This window comes from Legionella sp. D16C41 (assembly GCF_048541585.1).
Taxonomy (GTDB): domain Bacteria; phylum Pseudomonadota; class Gammaproteobacteria; order Legionellales; family Legionellaceae; genus Legionella_C.
This window is the reverse complement of the sequence record NZ_CP183303.1, coordinates 1,463,832-1,476,734: the sequence shown is the minus strand read 5'-3', so window position 1 is coordinate 1,476,734 and position 12,903 is coordinate 1,463,832. Positions and strand designations below refer to the sequence as shown.

Genomic DNA, 12,903 nt, shown 5'->3' with positions numbered 1-12,903 from the left:
CGTTAATTATAAGCCCCCATAGCCATAAACTTATTATAACGTTGCTCTAGTAATTCTTCAGTTGGTAATTCTCTAAGAGCTTGTAACTCTTCAAGGTATATACTTTTTAATCGCGCAGCCATCGCTTCTATATTTCGATGGGCGCCACCTAAAGGCTCTTTAACGACTTTATCAACTAAACCATGTTCAAAGATTTTATTTGCCGTAATTCCCATTGCCTTAGCTGCTTCACTAGCTTTCCCTGCATCTTTCCATAAAATAGAAGCACAACCTTCCGGCGAAATCACTGAATAAATCCCAAATTGCAACATTAAAACCCGATCACCTACTCCAATTGCTAATGCGCCTCCAGAGCCTGCCTCGCCGGTTACTGTACAAATTATTGGCGTTTTTAATTTAGCCATCTCTAGTAAATTACGAGCGATAGCTTCCGATTGATTACGTTCTTCAGCGCCAATACCAGGATAAGCTCCAGCGGTATCAATAAAGGTAAAAATAGGTAACTGAAATTTCTCAGCTAATTTAAATAAACGCAGAGCTTTTCGGTATTCTTCAGGTCTTGCCATACCAAAGTTACGATAAACTTTTTCTTTAGTACGCTTTCCTTTTTGATGACCGAGCACTAAAACAGGCTCACCATTTAAGCGAGCAAGTCCACCAATAATTGCAGGTGCTGCTGAATAGTGTCTATCACCATGTAATTCTTGAAAATCTGTGAAAATATTTTCAATGTAATCTGTCGTTTGTGGACGTAAAGGATGTCTTGCCATCTGGGCAATCTGCCAGGGCTCAAGATTTGCAAAAATAGAAGCAGTTAATTCTTCGCACTTCGCTTCAAGTCGGGCAATTTCTTCGCTTAAATTGACTTCATTATCATTTCCAACCATGCGCAATGCTTGAATTTTTTGATTTAATTCTTCAATAGGCTGCTCAAAATCTAAAAATTGTAGGCTCATACATTACTCGTTGGCGAATTACTTCTCGTGCGCTATGATACCTTTAACTGCCTTTTGATGCTACCTTTGGAGCAATGAACTCATCGTTATTTGAAGCTATGTCTATTAATGATTGCCAATTATCTCCCAATCGTATTGATATTTGGCAATTTCCGCTAACCCACGCGCCTTGCGCTATGGAAGCCATTTTAAATGAAGAGGAATTAACACGCGCAAAACGTTTCTATTTCCCTAAACATCAACGACGCTTTGCTGTCGCTCGTATGATGTTAAGATTTATTTTAAGTCGTTACTTACCAATAGCTCCTGAAGCAATAAACTTTTCTTATAATCATTATGGTAAGCCTTCGGTAGCTAATGATCAGCAACTAGAATTTAATATAAGCCATTCTGATGAATTAGCAATTCTAGCTATAGGCCAGAACTCGCCTTTAGGCATCGATGTAGAATTTTTTTCAGCAAGACCTTATCAAGGTATTGCTAAACACCTATTTTCAAATCAAGAGCAAGAACAGTTAGCTCAATTACCCAATTATTTTAAACCTCTAGCTTTTTTTACTATTTGGTCACAAAAAGAGGCTTTTATAAAAACCTGCGGCCTGGGGCTTAGTTATCCCACAGAGCAATTTTCAGTTAAGGCATTAACAAGCGGCCAAGAGAACGTATTTGACCCCCTTCATCACCACTACTTACAATTAGTATCTTTTATGCCGACTATAGGCTGTTGTGCAGCGCTATGCTGTGACTTAAATATAACTTCAATACATAAGCTTACCTTAACAGACAATACCCTTATCTTAGCTTAACAGTATGGTTTAATGATGCTTTTTAATTACAAAGCTAATTTGTTATAAGAAGAAGCAGTGGTAAAATAGCAATTATTTTATAATACAAAATAATTTTATGAAGCAATTTACCCCTATCCAACTACAATTACTTAATTTTCTTGCTATGGGTGATTGTCAAAGTGGTAATGCCATAGCGAAACAACTTGGTGTATCACGCACTGCTATTTGGAAACAAATTAGTCAACTAAATGACTTAGGCCTAGAAATAAAGCGCAATGCAAGACAAGGTTATCAACTAATGCGGCCCTTTATTGCTCTAAGTGAACCAGCAATTCGTGGTTATCTGCAAGAATTAAACTTTGAAGATGAATTTGCTTTGCATTTATTCGCGGAAATTGATTCTACTAATCGCTACCTAAAAGATTTATCTGATAACTCAGCAATAGCAATTTGTTGTGCAGAAACCCAAACAAAAGGACGTGGCCGTTTTGGTCGTACATGGCATTCGCCTTTCGGTGAAAATATTTATTTTTCTGGACGTTGGCAATTGGATTGTTGTTTATCGCAACTATCTGGTTTAAGTTTGGTGGTAAGTTTAGCAATTCTTACAAGCTTAAAATGGAGTAATATTCATGAAGATGTTCGTTTAAAATGGCCAAATGACTTAATATGGCAACATAAAAAATTAGCAGGTGTTTTAATTGAAATTATTGCCGAGACCAATGGCTGTATTCAACTTATTATTGGTATTGGCATCAACGTTAATACTATTAAGCAAAATTCACTTACAACACCTTGGTGTTCTCTCTATGAAATAACTCATAATTATGCTGATCGTAATCAATTGATAGCAAACTTAATCAAGTCACTAGACATTTTTTTGAAACAATTTCTAATACAAGGCTTTAAACCATTTCAAGAACAATGGCAGGAAGTAGATTATTTAGATGGTCATCATATTAGCGTTTTTCAGCATAATAATTCTTTAAGTGGCTATGCTTGTGGCGTTAATGAACAAGGACAGTTACATCTAATTGATGATAAAGGGAAAGAGCATTTCTTATCAGCTGGGGATACGAGTTTAAGTAGTAAGTTTGCCCCGAGCTAAGCTATTTTACTCGGGGACTGGATGGCTGCGAGGAAAATCGGGTTATACAGCTTCGTCACTATCAGAGGATTCTTTTTCTTGCTGAATACGCAAATAGATTTCTTCACGATGAACAGAAACATCTTTAGGGGCATTAATACCTAAACGCACCTGATTTCCTTTTACTCCTAACACAGTGATGTTGACGTCATCACCAATAATTAACGTTTCACCAATACGCCGAGTCAAAATTAACATGACTAATCTCCCTTAATTGCAGCTAGCAACTTTTCCATAGAAACATCCATGGTGACTAAAGTAGCTGCAGTTTGAACAACAAACAATCATTTTTAATTGTTTGATTGTAATTCTACACAATTTTTCTTAACGGAATATTAAGAAATAATGAATTTTATTTAAGCGAAAATAGATAAGTTATACTTTTTCATTTAAAGTAATAGCCTAGGTAAATACTCTAACTACGGCCAAATTAATTATTACATTTGTAATAAAAGGAATTAACTTAGCATGAAACATTTAACTGAATTGAAAACTTGGCGTGCATTAAAAGAGTATGCACAAAAAACTTACGCTAAAAGCCTTAGTGACTTACAGAGAAGTTCTGTATGCGATAAAACGTTATGTATCACTATACCTGAGCTTACTATAGATTTTACACATCAATTAGTCGATGATACAAGCCTTGAATTACTATTTAATCTTGCCAAGGAGAGAAATCTTCCTGAGAGGATTAAAGCCTTATTTTCTGGCGATAAAATCAACCAAAGCGAAAGTAGACCTGCCTTACACACAGCACTACGTCATCCCAATAATCAGCCTATCTTAGTTGATGGTTATAATGTCATGACAGACATTATTGAAACGCGCGAAGAGATGCGTACTTTATCGAATCAAATTCGCAACGGTCATTGGTTAGGGTATACAGAAAAACCAATTAAAGATATTGTTAATGTTGGAATTGGTGGTTCTGATTTAGGCCCTCGATTTTGTATTAACGCCCTTAAAGATTGGACATTAAAAAAATTAAACTATCATTTTATTCCTGACGTTGACCCACAAAGCACAAAAAATGTTTTAGAAAAATTAAATCCCGAAACAACCTTGTTTATTATTTCATCAAAATCATTTACAACTCCAGAAACCCTTCATACATTAACTAAAATTAAAGCTTGGGGTAATTTTACAACATTTGATGAACGACATTTTATAGCGGTTACTGCAAACTCAGTTAAAGCTAAGGATATGGGATTTCAGAAAATTTTACGCCTTTGGGATTGGGTAGGCGGACGCTTTTCAGTTTGCTCAGCAATTAACTTTATTACAGTTATCGCTGTAGGCTATGAATGCTTTGCAGAGCTTTTAGCAGGCGCTCATACTATGGACAAGCATTTTCTTAAGGAAGAATTTGCTACTAATCTACCTGTTATGCTTGCGCTAATAGGTATTTGGAATAATAATTTTTTAAATATTAATAATCACCTAATTTTAGCTTACGCAAGGCAACTTGAATATCTTATACCTTATGTTCAACAACTAGACATGGAAAGTAATGGAAAATCCGTAACTAACCAAGGTGTAAGAGTTGATTATGCTACAGGGCCAATTGTTTGGGGCGGACTCGGCAATCAAGCACAACATAGTTATTTTCAATTACTGTGCCAAGGAACACATCGGGTTACGGGTGATTTTATTAGCCTTCAATCTTCACAAGCTGAACTTATTAATTATTTTTGCCAAGCAAAAATAAAAGTTCTGACGCAGGGTATTCAAGATCAAGTGGATTTTAATAATCATATTCCTGGTAATACCCCTTTAAGTCATATTAATTTAGTCTCTTTTTCACCCTTTAATATTGGCCAGCTTATCGCACTATATGAGCATAAAATATACATACAAAGCGTTATCTGGGATATTAATGCCTTTGATCAGCCCGGTGTAGAAAGTGCAAAACGCCAATATAATTATAAAAATTCAAAAAAGTCTACATTAACTTATTCTAATTAGAGAAAACTGACATAGATAACAGATTTAGTATAAAGCGCATATAGACTTCTATTTGCGCTTTTATTTTATAATAGGTCAATAAGTAAGATTACTATTATTGTGGTCTTGTTTTTCACTCAAAAATAAAGCCATTAAGACAAGAAAAAAGTAACCTGAGCCAGAATAAAATAATAAAGAATCAGATAAGTTTCCAACAGCAATTGAAACTAAAAGTGCAATAGCAGCAAAACGCCATTCTTTTAATTGCAACGCTTCTTTCAACAAGAAACAATAGAAGGCCGCAAAAATTAATAAACCTATTACACCAAATTCTGCAGCAATTAACCAATATTGGCTATGAGGTTCTAATAATTTATGCCCCCAAGCTGGAATTGGATCTTCTTTTTTAAAGTAATGAATAAAACTTCCTGTGCCATTGCCAATTAAAGGGTGTCTTTCGAAAAGATTTTTTGCATAACTGTGAAACTGCAAGCGAAAACCAATAGACGTATTTTTAGACTGCTGAAAATATTTAAAATTATCACTTAAAGCATTAACGCCTATCTGCATGGTTGAGCTTACCTTATAAGCAAGGCCCCAAAATAATAATACACTGACAATACCAATCATTGCCTGCCGCCAATTTAACATCTGAATAATTAGCAGAATCATTAAAATTGCATATAGTAGATATCCTAGCCGGCTGGCATTAATAAATAAAATTTGATAACTATAAATAATAACTAAACTGCCATAAAAAAAGCGTGATAAATTGCCCTTTTGGCGGAAAAGCAAATAGCCTGATAAGTAGGTAGCAAAGACCATCATCATACTAGTCATAATATGGTTACGAAATACCTGATCAGCATCAAGATAGCTTAGTGTTAAAATATTAAATTTTTTACCAATAGATAACAAAGCTGTAAGGGCCATGGCAACTAAAAAGGCATGTAAACCAATCAAGCGAACTTGTTTATTGCGAAAGCCAACTAAAAATATTGGTAAATACAGCAACTTACTATATTTTTCTAAAACAAATAATTTCACTTTGATGTCTGCAGGGCTCCAGAAACAAGCTACTAACGTTAGACCTACAAAAACTAGAAGCGCTCTACACCATGCTTGGCCAAGAACATGTTTTATCTGTAGACGATATTCTGAAAACATTAAAATAGAAGCAATCGTAAGCACTGCAAAAATACTTTTTCCACTTGAGCTGATTGGAATAGTAAACAGCAAACCAGCTAGTAAAAAGGTAACTACATCTTTCAGAGCATACTTAGACCAAGTAAGTTGAGCTATGGCCATTTTTCAATTCCATTAGAATAAAAACTACAAATAGTAATATAATTAAGAAAATAAACAATTATTTTATTTAGCTAGAATTGGTCTAAAAAAGTTTTAGCTTGAATTTAGTACTATTCTTTGCAAAAGATCAGGTTAAAGCACCTGCCCATAACAAGTATTTAAAACTAATAGTCGCCAATTTTGATAAATTCGAGATATACTATCTTGATGTTTAGAAGGTGGATATCGAATGCCTTTTAAGGCTCATTACAATAATATTTCTGATAACTATGCTACAGCTGATATGTTTAAATCAATCAGTTATAGTCATCAGGTTGCAATTAAGCAAATTAAAAAAGCGCATTTAGGACGACGAATTAATTATAAAGTTCTAGACTTCGGTGTTGGGAATGGCGCTTTTTTAGCAAAATTAAAATCTTATATGCCTGTCGCTGACTTTACAGGTATTGATATTTCAAACAAGCGTCTAGCCTTGGCCAGAAAAGCATTACACTTAACAACTATTGAAGCTAGCGCAACCGAAGCAAGTCGTTACTTGCCTCATCATAGTCAAGATTTAGTACTTGCACATTTTATCAACGCTTATATCCCTATTCAGGTATTGTTTAACCAGGCTAATTTATTGACCAAAAAAAATGGTTATTTTTCTTTAATTACTACAACTTATGAGTCATTTCCTGTAGCTCAGCAACAATTAGCTGAGTTTATTGCTGAAGATTCGCTAGTAAGCACTGTGGTTGGCCATTACTACAAAGCTATGGTAAAAAATACTACTGTTTCTACAGGTTTAGATGAGTTATTGGAAGTTTTTAATCAACATCATTTTAAAGTTATTGAGCACCAACGTTTGCGTATACCTATTACCTTAAATAATATTGATGAATTAGCTCGCTTTGGTATTGAAGGGACATGGTTTTTAAATAGTATTTCAGTAAGAATGTTGCCTAAAAATTTTCTGCTTGAACGTTTAAAACGCTTATTTAGTAAAATATTTACTTTTCCATATCATGATACGCATATTATTGACATCATACTGGCAAAAAAGTGACGCTAAAATAATAGAGCTTTTGCATAACCTGTTTATTTAACTATTGACTGGAACTTTTTATAAGGGAGTTAGTGTGCTTTATCAGGCTATTAAAAATTATTTACCCTCTACAGACTTAAGGCAACAGCAAACTAATAACATTGTATTAATTACATTTTGGAGCCAATTTTCTGTCTATGCACTTAACACCGTTTTAATCTTATTTCTAACTCGTCCCCTCCTAGAACATGGTCTTGGATACAATCAAGCTAAAGCGTATGCCTTCGTTGGTATTACCCAAGCAACTGGCTATTTAATGCCAGTAATTGGTGGCTTTATGGCAGATCACATACTAGGCCTTCGAAGAGCTATCTTGTTAGGTAGCATTATGCTTGCCTTAGCTTATTTATTGGTTATGCTAAGTGGTTATACGTTAACTAGCTTTGGTGATAAGCTATTTATTGCAGCATATGCTCTCATTCCTGCTACAAATTCTCTTTTAATGGGCACTGCTTCGGGGCTTGTTTCTCACATTTACAGTGATGATGCTATTAAAGCTAAGTCTGCCATGACCTATTATTATATGGCTATCAATGTTGGTGCATTACTTGCTACGATTATTGCACCTGCACTTTTAGAAAGCACTTATGGTCCTTTATCTATTTTAACTATAGCTTTTATTGGTAAATCATTAGCAGCACTTAATTTTGCTAAACGTTATAGTCTTTATAATAATGTTATTTATGGACGTGACAAGCTTCCTATGCTAACACGTTCCAAACTGCAACTAGCTATTTATATATTAGGTATTTATATTTTTACCTTGCTTGCATACTCGTATGTATACTTAGCAAGTATTATTATTGGTGTTGGTTGTGCCGCAGGTATTCTTGCTTTTTTTATTACAACGATTCGTCTACCCAACCAAGCCCGACTTAAACAACTTATCGCTTTAATTTTAGTTATTGAGGCTATCATATTTTTTATTATTTATAATCAAATGAATAGCACACTTATTTTATTTGCTGAACATAATTCAAATTTAAAATTGTTAAATTTTCATGTATCGCCTGCCCATTATCAATTATTAAACCCTCTTTTAATAATTGTTTTAGGTTTACAATTGCCACGCTTTTATCGGCGATTCCCAAAATTTACTATCCCTTATCAGTTTGCCATGGGGACACTTTTAGCGGGGTTTGCTTTATTGGTGATGACTTTTGCGGCCTTAACGGCGCAAAATGGGTATGTAAATGGTAATTATATAGGTTTAACTTATATTATAATTACTTTAGCAGAGCTTTGGGTGAGTGCGATTGGCCTTAGTATGATAGGTCTTTATTGTGATAGTCAGAATTTAGCTTTTGCCATGGGCGTGTGGTATTTAGCCTGCTCCTTATCTAATGCTATCTCGGGGAGGCTAGCAGAAATGGTAGCTATTCCTAAGAACGCTCTTTCTGCTATTGAAACCTTACCTATTTATACACATTATTACTTTTGGATGGGTTGTTGTGCCCTAATTTTAGGAGTCTTAATGAGCTTAGGTGCTTATATTATGCAAAGAAAACTTAGTAACGCCAATATTACTATCTATTAAGCTAAAGATCTAAATTATTTCTTTTAAAAACTTTATCAGCTCGATAACTAGAGCGTACTAGAGGACCTGAAGCAACTTCAAAAAAACCTTTTGCTAAACCCAGTTCACGAAACTCAATAAATTTTTCTGGAGTTACGTAACGTGCTACTGGTAAATGATTTTTAGTAGGTTGTAGATATTGGCCAAGTGTAAGGATGTCAACCTGCTGAGCTCGCAAGTCATCCATTGTTTTAATAATTTCTTCATCTGTTTCACCTAATCCAAGCATTAAACTTGTCTTAGTTAGAATATCTGGACGATATTGTTTAGCAAATTTCAACACATTTAATGTTTGCCAATAACCCGCGCGATTATCACGTACCGGATGCGTTAACCGTTCAACTGTTTCAACATTTTGGGCAAAAACATCAACTCCACTATCCAGTAGCGTCATGATATCACTTTCAACACCTTGAAAATCTGGTGTAAGCGCTTCAACTTTAGTAGCTGGGCAACGTAATTTAATAGCTTGGATAGTATCTGCATAATGTTTAGCCCCACCATCGGGTAAATCATCACGATTGACTGAGGTTAACACTACATAATCTAACTTCATTAAAGCGACTGTATTAGCTGTGTTTTCTGGCTCTTTTAAATCTAACCAGCCGTGAGGATTTCCAGTATCGACAGAGCAGAATCGGCAAGCGCGTGTACAAACTGAGCCCATTAGCATAATTGTTGCAGTTCCATGGGACCAACATTCTCCAATGTTAGGGCACTTAGCTTCTTCACAAACGGTTGCTAAACGATGCTTAACGACTTGCTCTTTTACTTGATTATAAGCAGGTGTCGTTTGATTAACTATTCTTAGCCATTTTGGTTTAGGCAAACGCTCAGCCTGGGTAGAAACTGATTTAATTCCATCCTTAATAGCGACTATACCTTGTTCAGTTTTATATTTATAACCACTTTCAACCACAACAGGAATATCGATTAACTTACTCATGACAACACCTATTTCTATAAGAGCATTGATGATCCCAAATCATCACTTTAAGATCAAGTAGGACTTATTTATCTAGCCTTTTTTTTCTTTTCGTTCCTTAATTAATTTTAATAGTAATTTAGCATGTGAGCCATCACAAAACGGAGGAGTATTTGTCTGTTTACAGCCACAAAAATAAACTACATCAGTATAAGGAGCATAATACTCTACAGCCATTTTGCAATCAGATCTATCACACAAAGGTTGAATTTTACTCAACCCGCAACTACACCAACGGTATGTTTTACCAGCCTCAACATCAAGCGCTATAGGAAAATAGTTAGCGCTTATGTCATCTTCCATAGATAGTTTCCCTTAAAGTAAAATTTTTACTTACGGTTTTTGCCCTAATTAGGTTATAAAAACTTATAAATTCAACGATAAAATTATAGTTAATTTTTAAAAATTTTCTTTTGTTAAATAAAACTTTGGAAGTAACCAAGTTATTAATAAACTTAGTACAAGGGTTATAAAAATGAAAAATAAATTATTTAAGCCATAAGGATAGATAATCAATATTGCACCAACTACCAGTAAAAAAGCTTTAGTTAGACGCCTAAAAGCTATTAAATACTTTCGCCAACGAGTTCGGTGAAATAATAAAACTACAATTAAGCCAGCTAAAGTTAATGAAAGTAAATAAATTAAGGTATATGCCAACTGATAAAAAATTTGTTTATCAATACTAAACTGCTGATTAATTAACCACTGCTTAACAATTAAAGCAAAATTAGGTAGGCTATTGAATTGCTCATAACTTTGAACAGCAAAAGCTGCTAAAAGTCCACTAAATACTGTTATACCAATAGGTATCTGCTTTATTTTGTTGCCAATAATTAATGTAAAAGCAACCATACCTAAACCAATAAGTATGGCTGGTAACCGAAATAGGCGCATAAACTCATAAAAAATAGGTAAATAAGCTATTTGAAAATAGCGAGCAAGGCCAACTCCAACTATAAAGCCAATTAAAACCAGAAGCTTTGCCCTAAAATTATCAGGCGCGAGCATGAGAAAACCAATAAAAGTAAAAATTAACAAGGTTGCTGAAGGATTTAAAGCATCAATTGCCGCCAATAATAAGATAAAAAATGATGTTGAAGCTGTTGGCTTAATATTACCTTCATACCAATTTGCTAAAGCCATCTGTTGTAAGGTTTGCACCGTCGTTTCTGATAATTTACCTGTTTTTAATACTTGCTCATGACAATAATTTAAACCTGCAGTTAATTCATCGCTAGCCTTAGTAGTATTCTTAAAACCAATCCAGCGGCTATTGCAAAAGAAAATAGCCGGAACAGAAAAATCATTTACACTTTGCTCTTGTAAAAAATTATTAAGTAATAATAGTGCTGATTTATCTTGATTAATTACGTATTGATGAATTTCAACCCAGGGATTTCGTTTAGCAAAGTCATTAAGAAATATCGTAACATTTTTACAATAAGGGCATGTAGAGATAGTAAAAAGATGAACTTGTATCTTAATGTCCTTATTATTTGCTGTAACCCATTGCGATGGCAAGCTATCAGCCCAACTTAAAAAGCTAATTAAGTAAAGCAATAGACTAGCAATTAACTGTTTATACATTTTCCCCAGCCTTCATAGAAGATATATAGCGCTACTTGATGAATTTTAGCAACCTATTTGGTTAACTTTATTTCTTTTAAACTTAGTAAGTAAACGCTATACATGCAATATTAATTTAAAACAAAGACACTATTTATAGGACTATAAGTTAAAAAGCCTAATTCCAGTCCAGTTGTTACTAGAAAGACATAGCCACCTTGTGTACCAGCAAATATATTACTTAATGAGTCAACAAATAAACTATAAGCAGTCTGCGCTACTAAATTCCAATTTCCACTGAAAGACAAACTAGAATAAACAAATTCATTAACGGTATTTACAAATAGATTATTGTTGTTAACAAAAATATTTCTAATTCCGCTCCCATCTGGTTGCGATGTAATAGGTATCCATGTTGCACCATTATTTATTGAATAATAAACGTAACCATTTTGAGTGCCGGCATAGATAACATTATTAGCTACAAAAACACTGTTTACTGTACTACCATCAGGTGAGGTTGTCATATGCCAATTACTACCATTAGTAATGGAGTAAGCGACATTACCGTTTTGAGTGCCAGCATAAAGAGTATTCGCAGTAGCAAATACACTCATAACAGAACTGCCATCAGGTGGCGTCGTATTGCGCCAACTATTACCATTATTACTTGAATAATAAATAAAGCCATTTTGATTACCGGTATATAGAAGACTTGGGGTAGCAAATACACTATTTATAGAACTACCATTTGCTGGCATAGTTGGTGTTGGTGACCAGTTAGAGGTACCGCTGAATGGATTATAAAAAGCATAATATAAAACACCATTTTGTGCGCCACCATAAATAATACTGCTAGACGTAAAATTTACTGCAACATTATGATTTGCTGTTATATTAGGTAATAAAAAAGTTGTACCGCCTATTTGTGCAACTACTCCATCCACAAGCCATTGATAGACGATATAATCCGCTGCAGGTGTTGCTGTAAATAATAAGTTTGCGCCTGCATTAACATTTAACACGCCACTAGGAAAAATATTACCATTAACGTCAGCGTTACTATTGATACGGTATTGGATAGTAGGAAGAACTGTAATATTAAGTAAATTAGTCGGACTAGGCTGATAACATTGTAAAGGATTAGGCGCACCGTTAGATCCTTGCTGACAAACTATAGGACCACCACTATAAGACCCACTAAGCTGATTGGCGTTAATTTGTAGAGTCAATACACAAGACTGCTTCATTCCTAATACAAACGGATTAGGACAATTTCCAGCATTGGTAATTTGGGTCACGCCTATTATAGGCAACATGACCAGAGTATGCGTTTTACTAGACTGATTTTGTACAAGATATTGTACTGTAGCAGCGCCATTAATAGGTAATTGGATGGTAGTAGCGGTTAAAGGAGTTAAAGTAAAAACAGGTGCAGCTAAGCCAATACTAGATACAAGATAGCTAATGAGAAAGCTTAATAAAGAGGTAATTAACCTTATATTTTTCATAGTAAAAATCCCTATACACTCAAAATTTTTAA

The 12,903-nt window shown here is 34.4% G+C and carries 12 protein-coding genes; 5 read left to right on the top strand and 7 right to left on the bottom strand.

Features of this window, described 5'->3' with window-relative positions:
• Window positions 1–2: 2 nt before the first annotated feature.
• Window positions 3–956, bottom strand: coding sequence for an acetyl-CoA carboxylase carboxyltransferase subunit alpha (locus ACNVED_RS06480; protein WP_419420940.1), 954 nt, complete (start codon window positions 954–956; stop codon window positions 3–5).
• Window positions 957–1,030: 74 nt separating this feature from the next.
• On the opposite strand from ACNVED_RS06480, the gene ACNVED_RS06475 reads away from it, so the two are divergent.
• The gene (locus ACNVED_RS06475) at window positions 1,031–1,762 is read left to right on the top strand and encodes a 4'-phosphopantetheinyl transferase family protein (protein ID WP_419420939.1); all 732 of its coding nucleotides are present in this window, start codon (window positions 1,031–1,033) and stop codon (window positions 1,760–1,762) included.
• Between the two features lie 97 nt (window positions 1,763–1,859).
• Window positions 1,860–2,852: a biotin--[acetyl-CoA-carboxylase] ligase gene (locus ACNVED_RS06470; RefSeq protein WP_419420938.1), complete on the top strand. Its 993-nt coding sequence runs from the start codon at window positions 1,860–1,862 to the stop codon at window positions 2,850–2,852.
• Between the two features lie 42 nt (window positions 2,853–2,894).
• Here the strand turns inward: ACNVED_RS06470 and csrA are convergent, their stop codons facing one another.
• Entirely contained in the window at window positions 2,895–3,089 is a 195-nt protein-coding gene (csrA, locus tag ACNVED_RS06465) for a carbon storage regulator CsrA (protein ID WP_419420937.1), read from the bottom strand.
• 270 nt (window positions 3,090–3,359) lie between these two features.
• Between csrA and pgi the strand changes: the two genes are divergently transcribed.
• Complete coding sequence (gene pgi / locus ACNVED_RS06460) at window positions 3,360–4,856, top strand: glucose-6-phosphate isomerase (RefSeq protein WP_419420936.1); 1,497 nt, start codon at window positions 3,360–3,362, stop codon at window positions 4,854–4,856.
• Window positions 4,857–4,931: 75 nt separating this feature from the next.
• On the opposite strand, the gene ACNVED_RS06455 is transcribed toward pgi, so the two are convergent.
• Window positions 4,932–6,143 (bottom strand): O-antigen ligase family protein, encoded by a 1,212-nt coding sequence (locus ACNVED_RS06455; RefSeq protein ID WP_419420935.1) that lies wholly within the window; start codon window positions 6,141–6,143, stop codon window positions 4,932–4,934.
• A gap of 229 nt (window positions 6,144–6,372) precedes the next feature.
• Between ACNVED_RS06455 and ACNVED_RS06450 the strand changes: the two genes are divergently transcribed.
• Together ACNVED_RS06450 and ACNVED_RS06445 are read left to right on the top strand one after the other, a co-directional pair.
• Entirely contained in the window at window positions 6,373–7,191 is an 819-nt protein-coding gene (locus tag ACNVED_RS06450) for a methyltransferase domain-containing protein (protein WP_419420934.1), read from the top strand.
• A gap of 73 nt (window positions 7,192–7,264) precedes the next feature.
• On the top strand, window positions 7,265–8,767 hold the full coding sequence (locus tag ACNVED_RS06445; protein ID WP_419420933.1) for a peptide MFS transporter: 1,503 nt from the start codon (window positions 7,265–7,267) through the stop codon (window positions 8,765–8,767).
• A 1-nt stretch (window position 8,768) separates the two neighbouring features.
• On the opposite strand, the gene lipA is transcribed toward ACNVED_RS06445, so the two are convergent.
• From lipA to ACNVED_RS06425, 4 genes are all read right to left on the bottom strand, one after another.
• Window positions 8,769–9,752, bottom strand: coding sequence for a lipoyl synthase (gene lipA / locus ACNVED_RS06440; RefSeq protein WP_419420932.1), 984 nt, complete (start codon window positions 9,750–9,752; stop codon window positions 8,769–8,771).
• Between the two features lie 72 nt (window positions 9,753–9,824).
• The gene (locus ACNVED_RS06435; RefSeq protein ID WP_419420931.1) at window positions 9,825–10,094 is read right to left on the bottom strand and encodes a CDGSH iron-sulfur domain-containing protein; all 270 of its coding nucleotides are present in this window, start codon (window positions 10,092–10,094) and stop codon (window positions 9,825–9,827) included.
• A gap of 96 nt (window positions 10,095–10,190) precedes the next feature.
• The gene (locus ACNVED_RS06430) at window positions 10,191–11,381 is read right to left on the bottom strand and encodes a hypothetical protein (protein WP_419420930.1); all 1,191 of its coding nucleotides are present in this window, start codon (window positions 11,379–11,381) and stop codon (window positions 10,191–10,193) included.
• Between the two features lie 110 nt (window positions 11,382–11,491).
• Window positions 11,492–12,871, bottom strand: coding sequence for a WD40/YVTN/BNR-like repeat-containing protein (locus tag ACNVED_RS06425; protein ID WP_419420929.1), 1,380 nt, complete (start codon window positions 12,869–12,871; stop codon window positions 11,492–11,494).
• Between the last annotated feature and the right edge of the window lie 32 nt (window positions 12,872–12,903).

Bases quoted from the DNA above. Each gene is read 5' to 3' on its own strand.
- ACNVED_RS06480 (WP_419420940.1), bottom strand. From the start codon at position 956: ATGAGCCTACAATTTTTAGATTTTGAGCAGCCTATTGAAGAATTAAAT.
- ACNVED_RS06475 (WP_419420939.1), top strand. From the start codon at position 1,031: ATGAACTCATCGTTATTTGAAGCTATGTCTATTAATGATTGCCAATTA.
- ACNVED_RS06470 (WP_419420938.1), top strand. From the start codon at position 1,860: ATGAAGCAATTTACCCCTATCCAACTACAATTACTTAATTTTCTTGCT.
- csrA (WP_419420937.1), bottom strand. From the start codon at position 3,089: ATGTTAATTTTGACTCGGCGTATTGGTGAAACGTTAATTATTGGTGAT.
- pgi (WP_419420936.1), top strand. From the start codon at position 3,360: ATGAAACATTTAACTGAATTGAAAACTTGGCGTGCATTAAAAGAGTAT.
- ACNVED_RS06455 (WP_419420935.1), bottom strand. From the start codon at position 6,143: ATGGCCATAGCTCAACTTACTTGGTCTAAGTATGCTCTGAAAGATGTA.
- ACNVED_RS06450 (WP_419420934.1), top strand. From the start codon at position 6,373: ATGCCTTTTAAGGCTCATTACAATAATATTTCTGATAACTATGCTACA.
- lipA (WP_419420932.1), bottom strand. From the start codon at position 9,752: ATGAGTAAGTTAATCGATATTCCTGTTGTGGTTGAAAGTGGTTATAAA.
- ACNVED_RS06435 (WP_419420931.1), bottom strand. From the start codon at position 10,094: ATGGAAGATGACATAAGCGCTAACTATTTTCCTATAGCGCTTGATGTT.
- ACNVED_RS06430 (WP_419420930.1), bottom strand. From the start codon at position 11,381: ATGTATAAACAGTTAATTGCTAGTCTATTGCTTTACTTAATTAGCTTT.
- ACNVED_RS06425 (WP_419420929.1), bottom strand. From the start codon at position 12,871: ATGAAAAATATAAGGTTAATTACCTCTTTATTAAGCTTTCTCATTAGC.